The following is a 19,914-nucleotide window of genomic DNA, read 5'->3' as shown; positions in this document are numbered from 1 at the left end:
CGCCGATGCCCGGAGAGGGGCACGGCGGAGAAGAGAAGAGGAGATGAGGAGAAGGGATCTCAGGTGCTGGAGGGCGCGGGCGGGGCCCGTCCGAGGTCGGAGGGGAGGTGCGCGGCGGCGGGCCGCGCGTTGCCGGACGCCGGCACGGGCGGCGCGGGGCGCGGGGGGACCCGGGGGGTGTACGGGGGCGTGAACAGCAGCGGCCCCGCCGGCACGCTCCGCTCACCGGCATCACGCTGCGGCCGGGCCAGGACGCTGGAGCAGGCGACGTAGGCGTCGTCCGCGACCGGATGCGCCCCGGAGGATTCCAGCCCGGGAGCGGGCGGCGCCGCCGGGCCCGTGGCCGGCGGCAGGGCGAGGGTGCCGTGGGGTCCTGCGGACGGGGTGGGGTGCGTTCCGTCGGTGGCGCCCAGCGTGAGGGTCAGGAGGCAGAGGACCAGGGTGGCGATCGCCGCGACGGCGCGCAGCGGACGCCGGGCGGCGTCCCCCCGCCGCCCGGCGTCCGGCCCGTGCGCCCAGGTGGTCAAGGCTCGACGAGCCCGGCGCGGATGGCGTAGCGGGTCAGCTCCAGGCGGTCCCGCAGGCCCAGCTTGTTCAGCAGGTTCTCGCGGTGCCGCTGGACCGTCTTGACGCTGATGAACAGCAGCTCGGCGATCTCCTTCGAGGAATGGCCCTCGGCGACCAGCTTGAGCACCTCCTCCTCGCGCGGCGTCAGCAGCTGCTCGGGCGCCTCGTCACCGTGCCGGACCCGGTCCAGGTAGGTGCGGATCAGGGCGGTCACCGCGCCCGGGTAGAGGAACGGTTCGTCACGCATCGCGGCCCGGCACGCGGCGACCAGGTCCCGGTCGGCGACGGACTTCAGCACGTAACCGACGGCCCCCGCCTTGAGCGCCTGGAACAGGTACTGCTCGTTGTCGTGCATCGTCAGCATCAGGATGCGCAGGCCCGGCCGCAGCGCGGCCAGCTCGCGTGCGGCCTGCAGCCCCGTCAGCCGGGGCATGGCGATGTCCAGGACGGCCAGATCGACCTCCTGGCCGCGGGCCATGGCGATCGCCTCCGCACCGTCCCCCGCCTCGGCGACCACCTCCAGGTCCGGCTCCCGGTCGAGGATGAGCCGCACCCCGCGCCGCACCAGCGCGTGGTCGTCGGCGAGCAGGATCCTGATCGGCGCCGGGCCGGTGCCGCCGGCGTCGGGCGTGTGGTGCTGGGTCATGACTGCTTCCTGGAGACGGGCACGGTCAGCCGGATCCGGGTTCCGGCCGGGGTCGCGGGGACGATGTCCAGTGTCGCCCCGACGAGCAGGGCCCGTTCACGCATTCCGCGGATCCCGGCGCCCTCACGGGCGGCACCGATGCCGCGCCCGTCGTCGCTCACCTCGAGGACGACGACATCCCCGCCGTCGCCGCGCAGGCTCACCTCGACGCTGCGCGCCTCGGCATGGCGGGCCGCGTTGGTCAGCCCTTCCTGCGCCACCCGGTAGATCACGAGCTCCGTCTCCTGGTCGAGCGCGGGCAGATCGGTGTCGAAGCGGCGCAGCACGCGCAGCCCGGTGTGCGTGGCGAACTCGGTCGCGAGCGAGGTGACGGCGCTGACCAGACCGAGGTCGTCCAGCACCCCCGGCCGCAGCCGGCGCACCAGGCGGCGGACCTCGTCCAGGCTCTCCCGGGTGATCTCCTGCACCTGCCGCAGATCGTCGCGCAGCGGATCGGACGCCTCGTCGGCGGCCCGCTTCAGGGCGAGCAGCACCGCCGTCATGCTCTGCCCGACCTCGTCGTGCAGCTCCTGCGCGATACGGCGCCGCTCGGCCTCCTGGGCGAGCAGGGCGCGGGCGCTGCTCGCGGCGCGCTCGCCCTCGAGCCGCTCCAGCATCGCGTTGAACGTCCTGACCAGCTCGGCGACCTCGCCGCCGCCGCGCACCGGCAGCCGCTGTCCGGGGCGCAGCAGGTCGACGGTGGTCATCAGCCGTGTCACCCGGTCCAGCGGGGCGAGCCCGATGCGCAGCAGCGCCGCGTTGGCGACGAGCATCACGCCCAGACCGGCCACCAGGATCACCGCCTCCGTCAGCAGCACCGGAACGGACACGGTCACCGGAGCCCACAGCAGCAGCGCGGTGGCCGTACCCAGCACCACCGCGTTGAGCCCGAAGATCCGCCAGTACAGGGACACGGAGGTCACGCCTTCCTCTTTCTCGTCTGCCTCTACTGTCGGTCACCGCGGCGGACGGTGCGGCCGCGGCCCCCTGATCCCGGCGAACAGCGGCCAGCGTGCCCCGCCCTCCGCCTCCCCGTCGATGGGCTGCGCGCCCCATTTCCGGCGGGCCGCGCGGCCCAGGCCGGGCGGGGTGGGTCCGCCGACCCCGTGCAGATGGGTACCGCGGCCCATGGGTTCCGGGCCGCCGAACGGTCATGGTGAGGGCATCACACATCCGTCGTCCGGGAGGACTCCGTCATGTCGCTCGACCTGCCCCGCACCGAACCGCGCCCCGACCACCCCGCCACCGACGAGGTGCGCCGGCGCCTGGAGCACGCGCGCACCACACGGCTCGCCCAGCTCAAGGCGCTCGACGACGCGGGTCCGAGTCCCGACGACCCTCTGACGTCGCACCAGAAGGACGCGATCGTGCGGGCCCTGAAGGAGATCGACGAGGCCGTCGCCCGCCTCGACCACGGCACCTACGGGATCTGCCAGGGCTGCTCCAAGCCCGTGCCGCCGGAACGCCTGGAGATCCTCCCGCACACCCGGCACTGCGTCACCTGCCAGCGCCGCGCGGCCTGACCGCGATCCCCGTCCGTCCTGCTCAAGGGGTGAAGTGGTGTCCCCTCACATGGTGTCCCGTCAGGCCGCCGGCCCGTACGATGCGGCCCTCACGCCCGAGGACCTCGCCGGGCTGCGCGAGAACCTGTACGAGCAGCGGTTGTTCCGCCGGGAGCAGCTGCGGCAGTTCGCCGCCCGCTCCACGTCCCGGGCCTGCGACGCGCACGGCCCGAGCGGGCCCGGCCAGAGCGAGGTCCGCGTCCAGCTCGTGGCCTCCGCCCGTATGGTCCTCGCCGACGTCGAGGCCGCGCTGGCCCGCATGGACGCCGGTACCTACGGCACCTGCCACCTGTGCCGTCGTCCCGTCGAGCGGGAACGGCTCCTGATCGTCCCTCAGGCCCGCTACTGCGGTCGCTGCCAGCAGGTGAGGGAGGCGGCCCGGTGACCGTCACACGGCGTCCGCCGCGGGCGGCCGGACCGTACGTGCCCCGGCTGCCGGGGCGGCGGTGCTCCGGTGTCGCCCTCGACCTGGGCAGTGCCCGTACCCGCGCGTGGATCGCGGGGCGGGGGATCGTGCTCGACGTGCCCACCGTGACCTTCCCGGGCAGCGGTGCGATGCACCCCATCCAGCGCGGCACCATCGTCGACACTCCGGGCACCGCCCGGATGCTCGACCGGCTGCTCGGGAACCGGCTGCCCCGCTTCGGCCGTCCGCTGGTCGTGATCACCGCGCCCGTCCTGGACGGGCTCGCCTTCCGGACCGCGGCCCGCACGGCCGCCGAGGTCCTCCGTCCGCGCGCCGTCCTGACCGTCCCCGGCGCGCGTGCGGTGGCCCTGGCCGCGGGCGCCGACGACACCCGGCCGCTGCTGGTGGTGGACATCGGCGCGCATCTCACCGAGGCCGTGCTGCTCGTGGGCGGCGCGGTGACCGACGCACGCCGCACCGCGCTCGGCACCGGCGACCTCGCCGACGGCACGCCACCCGGGCACGTCACCGACGCGGTGGTCGACATGGTGACCGCGATGCTGCGCCAGGACCGCACCGCCCGCACCCGCGCCGCACTGCGCCGGGGCGTCCTCCTGTCCGGCGGCGGCGCCCTGCGCCCCGACATCACCCACGCGCTCCCGGACCGACTCGGCTGCCCGGTCCGTCCGGTGCCGTCCCCGCACACCGCCGCCGTCCGGGGCGCCGCGTGCCTGATCGCCTCGGCACAGCGGCACCCCTCGATCGACGACGCGGTCTGACCCAGCTCAGCCGAGCACGCCCTTCAGTCCCCGAGGAGCCATGACGTGGCGGGCGAGACACCTTCCGCACAGCCGCCTCCCGACCCCTCTGCGCACGCGGTGCTGTGGCGCCTGCGCCGCAACGGCCTGCGCCGCCGCACCGACGTGCTCCGCGCCTGGATCGGACTCGGGCTGCTCCTCGCCGTCCTGGCCGTGGCGCCCGTGGCCGCCGTCCTCGTGGGCGACGCGGCCCTGCGCCACTACGAGGACACCGCGCGCCACCAGCGGCTGACCCGGCACGAGACGACCGCGACCCTCACCCGGGACGCCCCGCGCCACCCCGAGCCGGGATCCGACGAGGAGAAGAAGACCCGCTATCCGGTGGAGGTCCGTCTCACCACCCGGGAGGGCCGTACCCGCACGACGCGTGCGGAGGTCCGGCCGGGGCTGCCCGCCGGCAGCGAGATCCGCATCTGGGCCACCGTGGACGGCGACGCGACCGACCCGCCGCTGACGCGTGAGCAGATCCGCAGCCGGGGCATGGGCTGGGGGCTCCTCGCCGCCATCGGCGTGGCGCTCACCGGCGCCGCCGCACACGCCGTGACCGTCCTCGCCCTGCACCGCCGCAACCTCGCCGCGTGGGACGCCGCCTGGGCGGAGACGGCCCCCCGCTGGACGACGCCCACATGAGCCCGCCGGTGCCGGACCGTGCGCACCCCCGGCTCGGCGCGCTGCCGGGGTCGGGCAACCTCCCCGCCCCCACGGCCCGGCTTCGGAACCCCTCCGTCCCGTGTGAAGACGGCATCAAGAAGCCATAAAGATTGCCGGGTTCTGGCAATGTGCCACGACCTGTTCGCATGGGAGCATTCAGGCGTGGGGGGTTGTCGAGGGAGGGGGGCCCTGCAATGGACTGGTTCGTGGGGCTCGGTATCGCGGGGCTCGTTCTGCTGGTGCTCTCGCTGATCTTCGACGGGATCCTGGAAGGCGTGCTCGACGGCGCGCTGGACGGACTGTTCGACGGGCTGCTGTCGCTCCCGGTCGTCGCCGGGTTCGTGTCCATGCTCGGTTTCGGCGGGGCGATCGCGCTCGGCACCACGGGCGTCGGGGTCACCGGCGCCACCGCGATCGGCGTCGTGGCGGGGGTCGGCGCCGGCTGGCTGACCCTCAGGCTCAGCCGCGCCCTGATGCGGGACGACGCGGACGCCGCCCCGCGGGGCGGCGATCTGGTCGGCAGCTCGGGCTCCGTGGTCACCGCCATCCCTGCGGACGGCTACGGCGAAGTGCTGGTGTATCTCGCAGGGCAGCCGCTGAAGCTGGCCGCGAAGTGCTCGGTGCCCGTCGCCCGCGGTGCCGAGATCTGGGTGGAGTCGTCCCTGTCGGCCACCTCCGTGGCGGTCCGCCCGGTCGAACGCTGACCGCCACCGGCGACACCGCTCCCGCCCGCCCTCCCCCCATTCGTTCCTGATCCGTTCCGATCCGCCGTCCCCCGGGGAGGGCTGAGGGGATACACACATATGAGCCCAGTACTGATCGCCGTGATCGGCGTGGTCGTCCTCATCGTTCTGCTGGCCCTCGTGGTGGTCACCCGCTACAAGGTCGCCGGTCCCAGCGAGGCGTTCATCGTCACCGGACGGCGCGGCAAGAAGTCCACCGATCCCGAGACCGGGCGGGTCTTCACCGACAACAGCGGCCAGAAGGTCGTCGTCGGCGGCGGCGTCTTCGTCGTGCCGTTCGTCCAGCAGAAGTTCACCCTCGACCTGTCCAGCCGGCACATCCCGATCGCCGTCCGCGGCGCGGTCACGCTGCGCGGTGTGAAGGCCAACCTGGAGGGCGTCGCGATCGTCAAGGTGGGCGGCACCGAGGACTCGATCCGCGCCGCGGCCCAGCGCTTCCTGCAACAGCAGGACGGCATCGTCGGGTTCACCCAGGAGGTGCTGTCCGGCGCCCTGCGCTCCATCGTCGGGCGCATGTCGGTGGAGGACATCATCCGTGACCGTGCCGCCTTCGCCGGGCAGGTCGCGGAGGAGGCCGAGGCCAGCCTGTCCGGGCAGGGCCTGGTGCTGGACGCCTTCCAGATCCAGGACATCACCACCGAGGGCTCCTACCTCGAGGACCTCGGCCGGCCCGAGGCGGCCCGCGCCAAGCAGGAGGCCGACATCGCCGAGGCCGTGGCCCGGCGCGCCTCCGAGCAGGCCAGGCTCAAGGCGGAGGAGGAGATCGCCATCGCCCAGCGCACGTTCGCGCTGAAGCAGGCCGAGATCAAGGCCGAGACGGACGAGGCGGCCGCCCGCGCCAACGCCGCGGGGCCGCTCGCCGAGGCCGCACGGCGGCAGGAGGTCCTGCAGGAGCAGGAGAAGGTCGCCGCCCGGCAGGCCGCGCTGACGGACCGTGAGCTGGACACCAAGGTCCGCAAGCCCGCGGACGCCGCCCGCTACCAGGCCGAGCAGGAGGCCGAGGCCCGCCGTATCGCCTCGGTCAAGGAGGCCGAGGCCGCGGCCGAGCGGGCGAGGCTCACCGGTGAGGGCGAGAAGGCCCAGCGCGCCGCACTCGCCGACGCCGTACGCATCGAGGGTGACGCGGAGGCCGCCGCGATCGCCGCCAAGGGTGCGGCGGAGGCCGACGCCATGCACAAGAAGGCCGACGCCTTCGAGCGGTACGGCGACGCGGCGGTGCTCCAGATGCTGGTCGAGGTGCTGCCGCAGGTCGTCGGGAAGGCCGCCGAGCCGCTGGCCGCGGTGGACAAGCTGACCGTCATCTCCACCGACGGCGCGGGCCAGCTCCCGCGCACGGTCGCCGACAACGTGGCCCAGGGCATGGAACTGCTCAGCTCCACCACGGGCGTCGACCTCGCCCAGCTCCTCCAGGGTCTCGCCGCGCGCGGCGCACAGCCCAACGGGAAGGTGACCATCACCGAGTGACGTTCCGTCACGCCGGAGCCCGGACGCCAGAGAGGCGTTCGGGCTCCTTTGCTGTGCGCCGGAAGAGGTGACCGAAACTTTCGTTGCCATGTTACGTGCATTCGATCAGTGGCCCATGGGTGACGGTGCCAGACCTGTCGAATGTGCGGGCGAGCTGTACAAATGCCGTTCACGGCCAGGCTGTTGTGCTCCGCATCTTTCGAAACTTCTACCGAAACTGTTGACGGTCGACGTGGGCACGCCAACACTCGGTCATCGCACGCCCCTGTCCACCGTCACAAGGAGGCGCACATGAGGCTCAGAAGCATCTGGGCCATCGCCCTGGCCGCCCTGGCCGCGATGCTCCTGCCCGGCACCGCCACCGCCGCCCCGGTGATCACCACCAACCAGACCGGCACCAACAACGGCTACTACTACTCGTTCTGGACCGACGCCCAGGGAACGGTCTCCATGGACCTCGGTTCCGGCGGCACCTTCGACGCCTGGGCCCGCCACGGCATGAACCTGGGCACGATGAACTACATGATCATGGCCACGGAGGGCTACCAGAGCAGCGGCAGCTCCAACATCACCGTCGGCGGCACGGGCGGCGGTGGCGGCGGTGGCGGCGGCACCGGCTGCACCGCGACCCTGTCGGCCGGTGAGCGGTGGAGCGACCGGTACAACCTCAACGTCTCGGTCAGCGGCGCGAGCAACTGGACCGTGACGATGAACGTGCCCTCGCCGGCCAAGGTCCTGTCGACCTGGAACGTGAGCGCGAGCTACCCCAGCAGTCAGACCCTCGTCGCCACGCCGAACGGCAACGGCAACAACTGGGGCGCCACCATCCAGGCCAACGGCAACTGGACCTGGCCGTCCGTCTCGTGCAGCGCGGGCTGACGCCATGGCGGCCTTACGAGGAGCACCCCGTACGAGGAACAGGACCGTGACCGCTCTGGCCGCCGGGGCCCTGGCCGTGGCGGGCGGTCTCACCGCCGGCTCCGCCCCGGCCCAGGCCGCACCGGCCGCGGCCTGCACCGGCTATGTCGCCCTCACCTTCGACGACGGCCCGTCGAGCAGTACGCCGTCCCTGCTCGACGCGCTCGGGCAGAGCGGCCTGCGGGCCACCATGTTCAACCAGGGCCAGTACGCCGCCGCCCACCCGTCCCTGGTCAGGGCCCAGGTGGTCGCCGGGATGCAGGTCGCCAACCACAGCTACACCCACCCGCATCTCACCCGGCTGAGCCAGGCGCAGATCGACTTGGAGATCGCACGCACCCAGCAGGCGATCGCCGGCGCCGGCGGCGGCACACCCAGGCTGTTCCGGCCGCCGTACGGGGAGACCGACGCGACGGTGAAGGCCGTCGCGGCACGGTACGGGCTGACCGAGGTGCTGTGGGACGTCGACTCGCAGGACTGGAACGGCGCGAGCACCGACGCGATCGTGCAGGCCGCGAGCCGCCTGCCCGACGGTCAGGTCATGCTGATGCACGACTGGTCCGCGAACGCGCGGGCCGCGATCCCGCGGATCGCGCGGACCCTCGCGAGCCGCGGTCTGTGCTCCGGCGTGATCTCCCCGCGGACCGGCCGGGCGGTGGCACCCCTCGCACGCGGTCATACGCGCTGAACACCCCGATGGCGTGGCGCGGCGGCGGTCCATCGCCGCGCCACGCCCCTGCCCTGCGGCGCCTCCTCAGAGGCTCGCCGCGTGGTCCGGGACGTACGTCTGCAGTTCGCGGGGCGAGCGTTCGTAGCCGGTGGACTCCGGCCGCGGCGGCAGTTCCAGCACCGCGGGCGGCACCTCGTGGTACGGCACGGACCCCAGCAGATGGGAGATCATGTTGATCCGCGCCCGCCGCTTGTCGTCGCTCTCCACCACGTACCACGGCGACTCGGCGATGTCGGTGTGCACCATCATCTCGTCCTTGGCCCGGGAGTAGTCCTCCCACCGCGTGATCGACTCCAGGTCCATCGCCGACAGCTTCCAGCGGCGCAACGGATCCTCCAGCCGGCGCCTGAACCGCTCCTGCTGCTCGGTGTCGCTCACCGAGAACCAGTACTTGCGCAGCAGGATCCCGTCCTCCACCAGCATCCGCTCGAAGATCGGGCACTGGCGCAGGAACAGCTGGTACTCCTCCTTGGTGCAGAACCCCATCACATGCTCCACGCCCGCCCGGTTGTACCAGCTGCGGTCGAACAGCACGATCTCCCCGGCGGCCGGCAGATGCTCCACGTACCGCTGGAAGTACCACTGGGAGCGCTGCCGCTCCGTCGGCCGGGGCAGCGCCGCGATCCGCGCCACCCGGGGATTGAGGTGCTCCGAGACCCGCTTGATGGTGCCGCCCTTGCCCGCCGCGTCCCGCCCCTCGAACACCACGACCAGCCGGGCGCCCTCCGCCCGCACCCACTCCTGCAGCTTGACCAACTCTGTCTGCAGCCGCAGCAGTTCCTTCTCGTACGTCTTGCGCGGCAGCTTCGCCGCCTTCTCGCCGCCCATGCCCGCACGGTACTGACCGGCGGGCCCGGGCGCACCCGGACGGCGGCGGCCGAAATCGACGGTCCGGCACCGGCCCAGGAGCTACCGTGCCCGAGTGGATCTCTTCTCGCGCTCCTGGACGGCGCTGCGCTCGGCGGTCGACGACCTCGCGGACGAGGACTGGGAACGGCCGTCCGGCTGCACCGGCTGGCTGGTGCGGGACCTGGTGTGCCACCTGATCATCGACGCCCAGGACGTCCTGATCACCCTGGTCACCCCCGCCGACACCGAACCGACCGTCGACTCGGTCACCTACTGGGACCTCGTCGAGCCCCCGACCGGCGAGGACCCGCTGGACGCGCTGATCCCCCGCCTGGCCGCCGCGTACCAGGACCCGGCGCTGCTCAGGTTCCACTTCGACGACGTCGGCTCCGCCGCCGGACGTGCCGCCGAACTCGCCGACCCGAGGGCGCGCGTCGGCACCAAGGACGAGGTGCTGACCGCGGGCGACTACCTCCGCGCGTACGTCATGGAATGGACGCTGCACCACCTTGACCTGATCGCCCACCTCCCCTCGGCGGCCGGACCCCCCGCCGAGACCCTCGCCGCCGCCCGCGCCGACCTGGAGCAGATCGCCGGAGCACCCTTCCCCGTGTCGTTCTCCGACCAGGACGCCCTGCTGATCGGCACCGGCCGCCGCGCCGCGACGGACTCCGAGAGGGCCGCGCTGGGTGCCCTGGCCGCGCGGCTCCCGTTCGTCCTCGGCTGAGCACCGGCCGCGGCCGGCGGACAGGCCGATCACCAGGCCGCTGTCGAGTACGAGCTCGGTCGGTGGCCCCGGAGGTCAGTCAGTCGAAGGTCTCGACGTACTCCTCCGTCGGGCCCAGTTCGGGCCGGTCCTCCAGGCGGATGTGGTCGCCGAAGCGTTCGAGCTCCAGCAGGGTGAGGGTGTTCTCACCGGGATGCAGCAGCGGTCCGGGGAGGTAGAGCGTGCGCTGCGGCCCGATCTCCCAGTAGCGGCCCAGCAGCGTGTCGTTGACCCACAGGAATCCCTTGCCGAAACCGGGCAGGGCGACGAAGGTGTCCGCGGGTTCGTCCACGGCCAGCCGGGCGGTGGCGAATCCCGTCCGGCCGTCCGGTCCGCTCGCGGAGGCGGCGCGGGCGAGGTCCGCGGGCGACCACTCGTCCAGCGGCAGCCGGCGCATGGTCCAGTTGTGCACCCGCCGGCGCTCCACGAGCACGCCGCCGAGGATGCCCTTGCCCTGGCCCAGCAGGGGGCCGTAGTTGATCCGGCCCTGGTTCTCCACCAGCAGCTCCAGCCGGACGGGCGCGCCGGTGCCGTGCACGGTGAACGAGGCGGTCTCCCGGTCGAGCACGGTCACGGCCACGCCGTCGACGAACACCTGCGCGCGGTCGTGCAGCCCCAGCACGGTCAGCTCCTGGCGCCCTGCGGGCAGCCGCGGCTCCGCCGCGTACAGCACCAGTCCGGAGGCCTGCCCCAGCTCCTCGAAGCTCAGCGGTACCGGTGAGCGCACCGGCTCGGCCATCACGCGCAGGGAGTCCAGCAGTGCCGCCCGCCGGGTCACCTCCAGCGAGCGGGGCGCGAGCAGCGGCGGGGCCGCGGGCACCGGCCGGTCCGCGACGGCGGGGTCGAGCGCGGCCAGCCGCTCCCGCAGCGCGAAGAACTTGGGGGTGGGCGCCCCGTGTTCGGCGATCGGCGCGTCCGAGTCGTAACTGGTCACGGTCGGCTGGAGCTTGTCCCCGTCGTGGTTGGCGCCCGACCACAGGCCGAAGTTGGTGCCGCCGTGCGCCATGTACAGGCTCACCGAGCCGTCCTCGTCGAGGATCCGGCCCATGGACTCGGCCGCGCTGCCGGGGGAGCGGACGTGGTGCTTCTCGCCCCAGTGGTCGAACCAGCCGTTCCAGAACTCGGCGACGAAGAACGGCTCACCGGGGCGGCGCGCACGCAGCAGCGCCGCGGCCTCGCCGGGCTTCGAACCCAGGGTCGCGGCCGCCGGCACGCCGGGCAGCGCACCCCCGTCCTGCATCAGCGCGGTGGGCCCGTCGGCCGTGAACAGCAGCTCGCTGATGCCCCGCTCGACCAGGGCGTCCCGCACCCAGCGCACGTAGGGGTGGTCGTCGCCGTAACTGCCGTACTCGTTCTCGATCTGCACGGCCACGACGGGCCCGCCCCGGCCGGCCTGGAGGCCGGCGACACGCGGGATCAGCTCGTCGAACCAGCGCCCCACGGCATCCAGGAAGGGGCCGTGGCAGGTGCGCAGCCGCATACCGGGGGTGCCGGTCAGCCAGGCCGGCAGACCGCCGTTGTCCCACTCGGCGCAGATGTACGGACCCGGCCGCACGACGACGTCCAACCCCTCGCGCTGTGCGAGCCGGGCGAACCGGTCCAGGTCACGCCACCCGTCGAAACGGACCTCTCCCGGCCTGCGTTCGTGGAAGTTCCACGGGACATAGGTGTCCACGGTGTTCAGGCCGAGGGCGGCCAGCCTGCCGAGCCGGTCGGCCCACTGTCCCGGGTGGACGCGGAAATAGTGCAGTGAGCCCGCCAGGATCCGGTGCGGGCGCTCGTCGCGCAGGAAGGCGCCGTCGGCGAGGGACAGCGTGGCCGTGGAGCCCTCGGGTGTTATCGATATCGCGCCTGGCTTCACGGGCCCTCCTTGGTGGTGACGGCTGAGACTATGGCAGAGATTGTTATCGATGCCAACAAGGGACGGCGCGGAGGGGCCCGCGCCGGGTGGGACGCTGGTCCGGCGCATTGGTGGCGATATCATCGACCGCGTCACGGCGGCCAGGAAGGAACCCGAAGGAACCCCATGGGACAGCAGAACGCCGCGACGAAGCGGCCGCCCGGCATGACGGACGTGGCCAAGGCGGCGGGCGTCTCGGCGCAGACCGTGTCGCGCGTGCTCTCGGGCCACCCGAACGTGCAGGAGAAGACCCGCGTCAAGGTCCTGGCCGCGGTCGAACAGCTCGGCTACCGGCGCAACAACGCCGCCCGCGCCCTGTCCTCGGGCCGCAGCCGCACCCTCGGCGTGGTGACCCTGCAGGCCCCCTCCTCCTCGCGCGGTCTGGTCACCTCGGGCATCGAGAGCGCGGCGCGCGCCGCCGGGTACGCCGTCAACACGGCCACGACCGCGTCCCTGGACACCTCCGCCATCGAGGCCGCCCTGTCCCAGCTGGCCGACGAGGGAGTCGAGGGCGTCGTCCTGGCCGTGCCGCTGATCCACACCAGCCGCCGCATCGAACAGCTGACCCGCTCGCTGCCCACCGTCACCATCGACGGCTCCCGCACCCCCGCCACCGAGGTCGTGGCCGTCGACCAGGCCCTCGCCGCCCGCCTCGCCACCCGGCACCTGCTCGACCTCGGGCACGACACCGTCTGGCACGTGGCCGGTCCGCGGGAGTGGCTGGAGGCCGCCAACCGCCTTGACGGCTGGCGTGGCACGCTGGAGGCGGCCGGCCGGGCGGTGCCACCGCCCCTGGAGGGCGACTGGTCGCCCGCGTCCGGCTACCGCAACGGCCTGATCCTGGGACGCATCCCGGACGTCACCGCCGTCTTCGTGGCCGGCGACGAGATGGCCTTCGGGGTGATCAAGGCGCTGTACGAACTGGGTCGACGCGTTCCCGAGGACATCTCCGTCGTCGGCGTCGACAACATCGAACTCGCCGAATTCTGCCGGCCGCCGCTCACCACCGTGGCGCAGCCCTTCGCGGAGATGGGCGCCCTGGCGGTCACCCACCTGCTGCGGTCCATCGCCGACCCGGCCGCCGTCCCGGAACCGGAGATCGTGGAACCCCACCTGGTGATCCGCGCGAGCACCGCCGGACCTCCGTCCTGATCGTCTTTCGGGCACGGTGGCGCGGGCGCACGATGGAAGACACGTGCCGTGACGACGGAGGTGCCACCCATGCCCGACGACCTTCCGGCCCCCGAGTCGGGTCTGCTGCTCACCCACTTCCTCACCGTGTCCGACGTCCCGCGCTCCCGCGCGTTCTACAGCGACGTCCTCGGTGGTGAGGTGGTCCTCGAGGAGAACCCGTGCATCGTCAGACTGGCGAACAGCTGGCTCATCATGAACCCGGGCGGAGGCCCGACGCCGGACAAACCCGACGTCACCCTCCAGCCGCCCACCGACCCGACCACGGCGACGAGCTTCCTCAACATCCGCGTCGCCGACATCGACCGCTGCTACCGCGAGTGGAGCGCCAAGGGCGCCGAGTTCCTCACCCCGCCGATCGACCGCAAGGCCGAGATCCGCTGCTACCTGCGTGACCCCGACGGCTATCTCATCGAGGTCGGCCAGGCCACGGGCATGCTCCGGGGCGTCTTCGCCGATCCGCCGGCCGGCTCGCGCTGAGGGTGCTGCCCCCGCTGCCGCTGCCCCTCGAGGTTCAGCGGGCCGGCGACGTCACAGCGGCCAGCCGACCGCCGGTGGTTCCGGTTCGGTCGCGCCCGCGGCCCGGATGTCGCGCTGAGCGATGTCCATGAGCTGCCGGCCGAGGTCCTGCAGGGCCCGGCCGGCCGCCAGTTCGTCGCCGATCCGCGGTACGTCCGTGTCCGACGGATTCCGGTGCGCGACCCCGTGGCCGGTGAGTACCGTGCCTCCGGTGTCGATCTCCGCGCGGGCCTTCGTCGTTCCGTCCTCCTCGACGAGGTGGAGACGAACGCGCCATTCCATGGCCTGAGGCATCGCATTCCTCCTCGGTGCCCTTCCATCATCGAGCATCGGCAGGCCCGTGACGCGCCGAGTGCTGAACGCGCGCACCCGCGACGCATGGCTCTGGCGGACAGTAAAACCATGATCGGCAGGGGAAATAAGTTGAGCGCCTCAGTGTCAACTTTGTCGCGGCGTGGTATATCAGAAGGAGAAGTAAGGGCACGTGAGGACATGAGACGACGTGAAGGAGGGATACAGATGCTGATGCGTACGGATCCCTTCCGCGAGCTCGACCGGCTCGTCGAACGGGTCTGGGGCACGGCCGCTCACCCGGCCGGCATGCCGATGGACGCCTGGCGCGCAGGCGACACGTTCTTCGTGGAGCTGGACCTGCCCGGTGTGAACCCCGAGTCCATCGACCTCGATGTCGAGCGCAACGTCCTGACCGTGAAGGCCGAACGCAAGCCGACGTACGGCGACACCACCGACACGGTGATCACCGAGCGGCCCGCGGGGACGTTCAGCCGGCAGCTGTTCCTCGGTGAGACGCTGGACACCGAACGGATCGACGCCTCCTACGAGGCGGGCGTGCTGAAGCTGCGGATCCCGGTCGCCGAGCAGGCGAAGCCGCGCAAGATCGCCGTCAGCGGCGGCGACACCAAGGCGCTCGACGGCTGACCGTCGGCCACCCCCCTTCGGCAGGCCGGCACAGCGAGGGCCCGGGCAGCAGCTGCCCGGGCCCTCGCGCACGCGCCCGCCGTCGAGGCGCCCCCTCGCAGGCAGTGGCCCGCTCTACGGCACACCCAGCTCGAACAGCGCGTACCCCGCATACGATCCGGACGCCAGCGCCGCCGTGCCGAGGACCGTGGCGAGCGAGGGCCACCGCAGCCGGCGCATGGCCAGGGCGAGCGGGATGAAGAGGGGGAACAGCGGCAGCAGATAGCGCGAGACGTTGCCGAAGTACTGCTGGGTGCCCATCACCATCAGGTACGACAGGACCGTGTAGACGACCAGCACGACCGGTGGCCTCAGCCGCACGAGCAGCACCGTCAGCACGGGGACCAGCAGCACCACCCCGACGCCGATCATGTCCTCGAAGGGCATCGCGAAGTGGTAGTCGGAGCGGCCGACGGCGACCGAGGTGAGCACGTCGAGCGTGTGCCGGCCGTAGTCGAACTTGTGGGCCCACGCCCCGTCCTGCAGCTTGCTGTACCCGTTCCAGTCCCCCATGCGGTAGCCGACCCACCCGAGGTAGCCGAGCACACCCAGCGGCGCGATCGCCACCGCGAGCAGCGGCCGGCGCCAGCCCTCCCGACGGCGCCACACCGCCAGCAGCCCGGCGACGGCGAGCGCGGCGACCAGGGTCACCGCGGTGGGCCGGGCGAGTCCCGCGGTGAAGGTCAGCAGCCCGGCGGTGAGCCAGCGGCGGGTCATCACGGCGTAGCAGGCCCATGCGGCGAGCGCCGTGTACACCGACTCCGAGTACACCGCCCACTCCGCGCCGGACCCGGGCCACACCGCCCACAGGCCGACCGCGGCCAGACCGGCGCGCCGGCCGCCCAGCCGTGCCGTGACCGCGTGGATACCGAGCGCCGCGACGAAGGAGAAGACGATCGAGACGGCCATGCCCGCGCCGTACGGACCGAGCCCGGTGACCGCCGAGACCAGCTTCATCAGCGCCGGATAGAGCGGGAAGAACGCGGCTGAATTGCCCTTCAGGGTGATCATGCCGGTGGCGCCGGGGACCGGCTCCAGGGCCGGGTCGTAGCCGTGCAGGACGATCTGCTGGTACCACCAGCCGTCCCAGCTGCCCAGCACGTCCCAGGTGTGCTCGCCCCCGCCGAAGCGCGGATGCTTCTCGCGGAAGTCCCCGGCCGCGTCCAGCAGATACATGAACACGGCGAAGCCCGCGAGCTTCAGCACACCGTAGGTCGCGAGGACCGGGCCGTAGTGCGCGGCGGCCCGGCGCCACCGCTCGCGCGGACCGGGCGGCGCGGGACGCGGGAGGACGGGCCAGGCCGTCGTGGCCGGCGGCTGGGACGGGGACGGGGACGAGGGCGACGGGTCGGCCTGACTGGTCCCGACGGTGGTCATGAGGCGGAGGATCCTGTCGTACGGCGGGGGCGGTGGCCGGGGAACACCCAGGCCCGCAGGAGGAGGAAACGCAGCAGGGTGGCGGCGAGGTTGGCGGTGATCAGCGTCACCAGCTCCACCCGCGGGCCGGCGTCCGGCGCGGTGTGGTGGAGAGCGGCAAGGGAACCGCTGGTGAGGGCGAGGCCCACCAGGAACGCGGCCAGGCCCTTGAGTTGGTGCCGCAGCACCCCGCCGCGCCCCCGGACCCCGAAGGTGAGCCGCCGGTTCGCGGCGGTGTTGGCGACGGCGCTGGCCAGCAGGGCGAGCGCGTTGGCCGCCTGGGCGTCGGCCACGGGCCGCAGGGACGTGAAGAGCAGCAGGTAGAACAGCGTGCTGGCCACCCCGACGGCGGCGAAGCGAAGCAGCTGCGGGACCAGCGCGGGCGGCAGCTCGGGGCCGTCCTCGCCGAGTCCGCCGGTGCGGCGCAGCGCGCTCAGGGGCAGCCGGCCGCCGGCCAGTGCGCGCCCCAGCCGGGCCATGCCGCGCAGGTCGGCCAGGGCGGTGGCCAGGATGTCGACCCTGCTGTCCGGGTCGTCCACCCAGTCCACCGGCACCTCGTGGATCCGCAGCCCGGCGCGCTCGGCTATCACCAGCAACTCGGTGTCGAAGAACCACTCCCGGTCCTCCACCAGCGGCAGCAGCCGCTCGGCGACGTCCCGCCGCACCGCCTTGAAGCCGCACTGCGCGTCGGAGAAGCCCACCGCGAGCGTGCCGCGCAGCAGCCCGTTGTAGCAGCGGGAGATGATCTCCCGCTTCGGTCCGCGCACCACCCGGGAGCCGCGCGCCAGCCGGGTGCCGATCGCGATGTCCGAGTGCCCGGAGATCAGCGGGGCGACCAGCGGCAGCAGCGCCGCGAGATCGGTGGACAGGTCCACGTCCAGATAGGCGAGCACCGGGGCGCACGAGCGGGACCAGGCGGTGTGCAGGGCCCGGCCGCGCCCCTTCTCGGCCAGCCGGATCCACTCCGTGCCGGGCAGCTCCTCGGCCAGCCGGGCGGCGATCAGCGGGGTGCGGTCCGTGCTGGCGTTGTCGGCGATCGTGATGCGGAACGGGTAAGGGAACGTTTCGCCGAGGTGTGCGTGGAGCCTCCGCACGCACGGCTCCAGATCGTTCTCCTCGTTGTGCACGGGCACGACCACGTCCAGGACGGGCTCGGCGTGGTGCGCGGGCAGCGGCGCACGGCGCGGCAGGGCCACCGGGGCGGCGGCGGTCGCGGCGGGAGTGCGGCGGTCGGTCGGCGCCGACCGCCTCGCGGTTCTCATGAGTGGTTACGGTCTCTTTCCGGCGGTCGGCAGGGCGCGGCCCGGTGGGGCATGCCGAGGGACGCCAAGTGCGGTCATCGGGGAACGGTCCGGTGCCGAAGAACAGGTGCGGCCCGGGAGGGAACGCGGTGTCCGCGGTCGCTATCCGCTGTCGGCCGACTCCTGGCCGGCCGGGAGGGTGGACTCCCGCGCGGGCTCGGTGGCCGGCGGCGACGAACCGGGCGGGGACGGGGGCGACGTCTCCGTCCGGCTCGTGGTGACGGACGGTGAGGTGAAGGGCGGTGTCCCGTCGCTGCCGGGGAAGGTCGTGCCGGCGTCCGGCGTCCCGGCGTCCGGCGTCCCGCTCGGTGCGGTCGTGGGCGGGAGGGACGTGCTGGGGTCGGCGGCCGGCGCCGATGTCGTCGGCCCCGGGACGGCCGAGGGCGCCGAGGGCGTGGTCGCGGGCAGGGGAGGCGGATCGGCGGGCCGGGACCCGGAGTTCAGCGTGGGCAGCAGGGCGAGCCCGATGCCGAGGCCGGTCACCGCGAGGGCGGACCCGCCGGCCCGCCACAGCAGCCGGGAGCGGCGGCGGGCCCGGATACGCGCGTACAGGCGTTGCCGGTGGGCGGGGTCGTAGGGGCTCGGCCGGCGGGTGTCGCGCATCATGCGGGTCAGCTCCCGCTCGAAGTCGTCCATCGCTTCTCCCCTCACCCCACGTGCCTGACGGTGTCGGACAGGATCTGCCGCAGCCGCGCCACCCCGCGCGACGCATGGGAGCGGGCGGTGCCCACCGGGCACCCGAGGGTCTCGGCCACCTGGACCTCGGACAGGTCCTCGCAGTACCGCAGCACCACCGCGGCCCGTTGCCGGGGCGGCAGCAGCGCCAGCGCGGCCTCCAGCCGTGAGCGTTCCGCCACGGCCGCGGACACGTCACCCGGACCGGGCAGGTCGGGAAGCTGCTCCACCGGACGCTCGCCCCACCAGCGCCGGCGGGCCGAACGCGCGGCCATCCGCACCAGCACCTGGCGGACGTACGCCTCCGGGGCCTGCTCGGCGATCCGCGGCCAGGCGAACCACAGCTTCACCAGGGCCTCCTGGACGAGGTCCTCGGCCCGCTGCCGGTCGCCGCCGGTGAGCAGCCGCGCGACATGGAGCAGCGCCGGCCAGCGGGCGGCCACGAACGCGTCGAAGCCGTCGGCCCCCCACCGCTCCATCCCCACCGCCCCCGCGTCCGGACAACCCCTTACACCTCAGACAAAGACTCTTGGCCCCACGAAACGATGCACTGAAATGCTGTGATCCACCTCACTCCAGGTGCGCGAAAGGGCGGGTCGGGCGGCTCCCACCACCGCTGGTCGCGGTGAGGGGAGCCGCCCGACCCGCCCGGACGACGGTGCGGTGCTCTGAGCGGCGCGGGCTCCGAGCGGCGCGGCGTTCCTTAAGTACGGTCGCCCTTCGGCTTGCCCCGCTGGTCGGGGGTGCCGTGCGGCGGCGGGCTGAAGGGCTGCGGCGAGGTCGCGGGCGACACCGGGGACCCCGCCCGGCCCGCGACCTGCTCGGGGCGCAGCGCGCCCGGATCGCCGGACGTCGGCTCGGCGCCCGCCTGCAACTGCTCCAGCCGGGCCGTCAGCAGCTCGGTCACCGGGACCCGGTCGGCGTGCGACCGTTCGTAGGCCAGCAGCTCCTCGACCTCGTCCGCGGACAGCGCGCGCACGCGGCTCTCCAGTCCGCCGATGGGCAGATGGTCGTAGTCGGGCAACGGCAGGGCGTCGCGTGCGGGATCTGCCATGGTTCTCACTTCCCTGTGTCCGTACGGCTGTGCGGCGTGCGTGCGGTACGGCGTCCCGGGGGCCGGCTCAGCGGGCGCCCGGACCGCCGCTGCCGAAGCCGCCGCTGCTGCCCTCGTTCCACCGGGGGCGCTCCTGCGAGGCGCCGGTGCGGGTACCGGAGTTGCCCTGGCCGTTCAGCTCGTGCGGCGTCAGGCGGGTGTCACCCCTGGGCATCTCGTCGGGCTCCCGGCGCTCCCGTACCTCGCGGACCGGACCCCCCTCCGGCATCCGTGGCTGCTCCTCGGGGCGCGGCCTGGTGCGCCCGGCCCGCCGCACCCTCCGGCTGCCGAAGGCGAACGCGCCGATCAGCAGGGCCACGACCACCGCACCCGCGACCACGAGCCCGACCCCGAGGGCTCCGCGGCCCGCGGCGAGGTCGGCCGTCTCCATCCATGAGGTGTTCATCATGGAGCGCGGGTACCCCTGGCCGCCGCCATGAACCGACCCACCTGGGCGAAGGCGTGGCCGCCGGCGGGGGAGCGAAGGCATGGATGCCGGCCGGGGGAGCGGAGGCTCTGGACGGCCGGACGGTGATGCCGACCGGGGTGGAAGCTCGGGCGTGGGCGGGGGCTGAGGCGTGGATGCCGGCGGGGGAGTGGAGGCGTGGACGTCGGCGGGGGAGCGGAGGCTCTGGACGGCCGGACGGTGGCGCCGACCGGGGTGGAAGCTCGGGCGTGGGCC

Annotated in this window: 24 protein-coding genes; 12 read left to right on the top strand and 12 right to left on the bottom strand. The window is 73.2% G+C overall.

The window, feature by feature from the left end; genetic code table 11:
* Positions 1-59: 59 nt before the first annotated feature.
* From AB0412_RS12290 to AB0412_RS12280, 3 genes are read right to left on the bottom strand one after another with little or no spacing between them, the layout of a single operon-like run.
* The gene (locus tag AB0412_RS12290) at positions 60-527 is read right to left on the bottom strand and encodes a hypothetical protein (protein ID WP_366402474.1); all 468 of its coding nucleotides are present in this window, start codon (positions 525-527) and stop codon (positions 60-62) included.
* Positions 524-1,213 (bottom strand): response regulator transcription factor, encoded by a 690-nt coding sequence (locus AB0412_RS12285; protein WP_366402473.1) that lies wholly within the window; start codon positions 1,211-1,213, stop codon positions 524-526. Before AB0412_RS12285 ends, AB0412_RS12290 begins: the two co-directional genes overlap by 4 nt.
* On the bottom strand, positions 1,210-2,175 hold the full coding sequence (locus AB0412_RS12280) for a sensor histidine kinase (protein ID WP_366402472.1): 966 nt from the start codon (positions 2,173-2,175) through the stop codon (positions 1,210-1,212). Before AB0412_RS12280 ends, AB0412_RS12285 begins: the two co-directional genes overlap by 4 nt.
* Positions 2,176-2,448: 273 nt before the next feature.
* Here AB0412_RS12280 and AB0412_RS12275 point away from each other — a divergent pair, with 273 nt between their 5' ends.
* The 8 genes from AB0412_RS12275 (at position 2,449) to AB0412_RS12240 (ending at position 8,502) form a co-directional block, all read left to right on the top strand.
* Positions 2,449-2,775, top strand: a complete 327-nt coding sequence (locus AB0412_RS12275) for a TraR/DksA C4-type zinc finger protein (RefSeq protein ID WP_366402471.1) — start codon at positions 2,449-2,451, stop codon at positions 2,773-2,775.
* Between the two features lie 49 nt (positions 2,776-2,824).
* The gene (locus AB0412_RS12270; protein ID WP_366402470.1) at positions 2,825-3,199 is read left to right on the top strand and encodes a TraR/DksA C4-type zinc finger protein; all 375 of its coding nucleotides are present in this window, start codon (positions 2,825-2,827) and stop codon (positions 3,197-3,199) included.
* On the top strand, positions 3,196-3,999 hold the full coding sequence (locus AB0412_RS12265; protein ID WP_366402469.1) for a hypothetical protein: 804 nt from the start codon (positions 3,196-3,198) through the stop codon (positions 3,997-3,999). Before AB0412_RS12270 ends, AB0412_RS12265 begins: the two co-directional genes overlap by 4 nt.
* Before the next feature lie 45 nt (positions 4,000-4,044).
* On the top strand, positions 4,045-4,668 hold the full coding sequence (locus tag AB0412_RS12260; RefSeq protein WP_366402468.1) for a hypothetical protein: 624 nt from the start codon (positions 4,045-4,047) through the stop codon (positions 4,666-4,668).
* Between the two features lie 215 nt (positions 4,669-4,883).
* Positions 4,884-5,393 carry a hypothetical protein gene (locus tag AB0412_RS12255; protein WP_366402467.1) on the top strand — a complete coding sequence of 170 codons (510 nt, stop codon included), beginning with the start codon at positions 4,884-4,886 and terminating at the stop codon, positions 5,391-5,393.
* 99 nt (positions 5,394-5,492) lie between these two features.
* Positions 5,493-6,896, top strand: coding sequence for an SPFH domain-containing protein (locus tag AB0412_RS12250; protein ID WP_366402466.1), 1,404 nt, complete (start codon positions 5,493-5,495; stop codon positions 6,894-6,896).
* Between the two features lie 291 nt (positions 6,897-7,187).
* Positions 7,188-7,775, top strand: coding sequence for a glycoside hydrolase family 11 protein (locus AB0412_RS12245; RefSeq protein WP_366402465.1), 588 nt, complete (start codon positions 7,188-7,190; stop codon positions 7,773-7,775).
* Between the two features lie 46 nt (positions 7,776-7,821).
* Positions 7,822-8,502 carry a polysaccharide deacetylase family protein gene (locus AB0412_RS12240; protein WP_366402464.1) on the top strand — a complete coding sequence of 227 codons (681 nt, stop codon included), beginning with the start codon at positions 7,822-7,824 and terminating at the stop codon, positions 8,500-8,502.
* Between the two features lie 66 nt (positions 8,503-8,568).
* Here the strand turns inward: AB0412_RS12240 and ppk2 are convergent, their stop codons facing one another.
* Positions 8,569-9,372, bottom strand: a complete 804-nt coding sequence (gene ppk2, locus AB0412_RS12235; RefSeq protein WP_366402463.1) for a polyphosphate kinase 2 — start codon at positions 9,370-9,372, stop codon at positions 8,569-8,571.
* A gap of 94 nt (positions 9,373-9,466) precedes the next feature.
* On the opposite strand from ppk2, the gene AB0412_RS12230 reads away from it, so the two are divergent.
* On the top strand, positions 9,467-10,120 hold the full coding sequence (locus AB0412_RS12230) for a maleylpyruvate isomerase N-terminal domain-containing protein (protein WP_366402462.1): 654 nt from the start codon (positions 9,467-9,469) through the stop codon (positions 10,118-10,120).
* Positions 10,121-10,199: 79 nt separating this feature from the next.
* On the opposite strand, the gene AB0412_RS12225 is transcribed toward AB0412_RS12230, so the two are convergent.
* Positions 10,200-12,020, bottom strand: coding sequence for a glycoside hydrolase family 35 protein (locus AB0412_RS12225; protein WP_366402461.1), 1,821 nt, complete (start codon positions 12,018-12,020; stop codon positions 10,200-10,202).
* A gap of 165 nt (positions 12,021-12,185) precedes the next feature.
* Here AB0412_RS12225 and AB0412_RS12220 point away from each other — a divergent pair, with 165 nt between their 5' ends.
* Positions 12,186-13,211 (top strand): LacI family DNA-binding transcriptional regulator, encoded by a 1,026-nt coding sequence (locus AB0412_RS12220; RefSeq protein ID WP_366402460.1) that lies wholly within the window; start codon positions 12,186-12,188, stop codon positions 13,209-13,211.
* A 69-nt stretch (positions 13,212-13,280) separates the two neighbouring features.
* Positions 13,281-13,730 (top strand): VOC family protein, encoded by a 450-nt coding sequence (locus AB0412_RS12215; RefSeq protein WP_366402459.1) that lies wholly within the window; start codon positions 13,281-13,283, stop codon positions 13,728-13,730.
* Between the two features lie 51 nt (positions 13,731-13,781).
* Here the strand turns inward: AB0412_RS12215 and AB0412_RS12210 are convergent, their stop codons facing one another.
* On the bottom strand, positions 13,782-14,063 hold the full coding sequence (locus AB0412_RS12210) for a DUF1876 domain-containing protein (RefSeq protein WP_366402458.1): 282 nt from the start codon (positions 14,061-14,063) through the stop codon (positions 13,782-13,784).
* Between the two features lie 225 nt (positions 14,064-14,288).
* Between AB0412_RS12210 and AB0412_RS12205 the strand changes: the two genes are divergently transcribed.
* A complete protein-coding gene (locus AB0412_RS12205) occupies positions 14,289-14,708 on the top strand; it encodes an Hsp20/alpha crystallin family protein (RefSeq protein WP_366402457.1) in 420 nt (139 codons plus the stop codon).
* Positions 14,709-14,822: 114 nt separating this feature from the next.
* Here the strand turns inward: AB0412_RS12205 and AB0412_RS12200 are convergent, their stop codons facing one another.
* From AB0412_RS12200 to AB0412_RS12175, 6 genes are all read right to left on the bottom strand, one after another.
* The gene (locus AB0412_RS12200) at positions 14,823-16,124 is read right to left on the bottom strand and encodes a hypothetical protein (protein ID WP_366402456.1); all 1,302 of its coding nucleotides are present in this window, start codon (positions 16,122-16,124) and stop codon (positions 14,823-14,825) included.
* A complete protein-coding gene (locus AB0412_RS12195) occupies positions 16,121-17,425 on the bottom strand; it encodes a bifunctional glycosyltransferase family 2/GtrA family protein (protein ID WP_366402455.1) in 1,305 nt (434 codons plus the stop codon). Before AB0412_RS12195 ends, AB0412_RS12200 begins: the two co-directional genes overlap by 4 nt.
* 141 nt (positions 17,426-17,566) lie before the next feature.
* A complete protein-coding gene (locus AB0412_RS12190; RefSeq protein WP_366402454.1) occupies positions 17,567-18,100 on the bottom strand; it encodes a cellulase in 534 nt (177 codons plus the stop codon).
* An 11-nt stretch (positions 18,101-18,111) separates the two neighbouring features.
* On the bottom strand, positions 18,112-18,618 hold the full coding sequence (locus tag AB0412_RS12185; protein ID WP_366402453.1) for a SigE family RNA polymerase sigma factor: 507 nt from the start codon (positions 18,616-18,618) through the stop codon (positions 18,112-18,114).
* 224 nt (positions 18,619-18,842) lie between these two features.
* The gene (locus AB0412_RS12180; protein WP_366402452.1) at positions 18,843-19,193 is read right to left on the bottom strand and encodes a hypothetical protein; all 351 of its coding nucleotides are present in this window, start codon (positions 19,191-19,193) and stop codon (positions 18,843-18,845) included.
* A gap of 67 nt (positions 19,194-19,260) precedes the next feature.
* Positions 19,261-19,638, bottom strand: a complete 378-nt coding sequence (locus tag AB0412_RS12175) for a DUF6479 family protein (RefSeq protein WP_366402672.1) — start codon at positions 19,636-19,638, stop codon at positions 19,261-19,263.
* Positions 19,639-19,914 lie beyond the last annotated feature (276 nt).

The organism is Streptomyces sp. NPDC052012, from assembly GCF_040689265.1.
Classification (GTDB): domain Bacteria; phylum Actinomycetota; class Actinomycetes; order Streptomycetales; family Streptomycetaceae; genus Streptomyces.
The sequence above is the reverse complement of the archived record's forward strand: the minus strand, read 5'-3'. Positions and strand labels throughout refer to the sequence as shown.

What these genes read in the sequence shown, in the direction of transcription:
- AB0412_RS12255 (WP_366402467.1), top strand. Translation starts at nt 4,884, where the DNA reads ATGGACTGGTTCGTGGGGCTCGGTATCGCGGGGCTCGTTCTGCTGGTG.
- AB0412_RS12180 (WP_366402452.1), bottom strand. Translation starts at nt 19,193, where the DNA reads ATGGCAGATCCCGCACGCGACGCCCTGCCGTTGCCCGACTACGACCAT.
- AB0412_RS12270 (WP_366402470.1), top strand. Translation starts at nt 2,825, where the DNA reads ATGGTGTCCCGTCAGGCCGCCGGCCCGTACGATGCGGCCCTCACGCCC.
- AB0412_RS12210 (WP_366402458.1), bottom strand. Translation starts at nt 14,063, where the DNA reads ATGCCTCAGGCCATGGAATGGCGCGTTCGTCTCCACCTCGTCGAGGAG.
- AB0412_RS12205 (WP_366402457.1), top strand. Translation starts at nt 14,289, where the DNA reads ATGCTGATGCGTACGGATCCCTTCCGCGAGCTCGACCGGCTCGTCGAA.
- AB0412_RS12185 (WP_366402453.1), bottom strand. Translation starts at nt 18,618, where the DNA reads ATGGAGCGGTGGGGGGCCGACGGCTTCGACGCGTTCGTGGCCGCCCGC.
- AB0412_RS12195 (WP_366402455.1), bottom strand. Translation starts at nt 17,425, where the DNA reads ATGAGAACCGCGAGGCGGTCGGCGCCGACCGACCGCCGCACTCCCGCC.
- AB0412_RS12215 (WP_366402459.1), top strand. Translation starts at nt 13,281, where the DNA reads ATGCCCGACGACCTTCCGGCCCCCGAGTCGGGTCTGCTGCTCACCCAC.
- AB0412_RS12245 (WP_366402465.1), top strand. Translation starts at nt 7,188, where the DNA reads ATGAGGCTCAGAAGCATCTGGGCCATCGCCCTGGCCGCCCTGGCCGCG.
- AB0412_RS12250 (WP_366402466.1), top strand. Translation starts at nt 5,493, where the DNA reads ATGAGCCCAGTACTGATCGCCGTGATCGGCGTGGTCGTCCTCATCGTT.
- AB0412_RS12175 (WP_366402672.1), bottom strand. Translation starts at nt 19,638, where the DNA reads ATGAACACCTCATGGATGGAGACGGCCGACCTCGCCGCGGGCCGCGGA.
- AB0412_RS12285 (WP_366402473.1), bottom strand. Translation starts at nt 1,213, where the DNA reads ATGACCCAGCACCACACGCCCGACGCCGGCGGCACCGGCCCGGCGCCG.
- AB0412_RS12275 (WP_366402471.1), top strand. Translation starts at nt 2,449, where the DNA reads ATGTCGCTCGACCTGCCCCGCACCGAACCGCGCCCCGACCACCCCGCC.
- ppk2 (WP_366402463.1), bottom strand. Translation starts at nt 9,372, where the DNA reads ATGGGCGGCGAGAAGGCGGCGAAGCTGCCGCGCAAGACGTACGAGAAG.
- AB0412_RS12220 (WP_366402460.1), top strand. Translation starts at nt 12,186, where the DNA reads ATGGGACAGCAGAACGCCGCGACGAAGCGGCCGCCCGGCATGACGGAC.
- AB0412_RS12200 (WP_366402456.1), bottom strand. Translation starts at nt 16,124, where the DNA reads ATGACCACCGTCGGGACCAGTCAGGCCGACCCGTCGCCCTCGTCCCCG.
- AB0412_RS12190 (WP_366402454.1), bottom strand. Translation starts at nt 18,100, where the DNA reads ATGGACGACTTCGAGCGGGAGCTGACCCGCATGATGCGCGACACCCGC.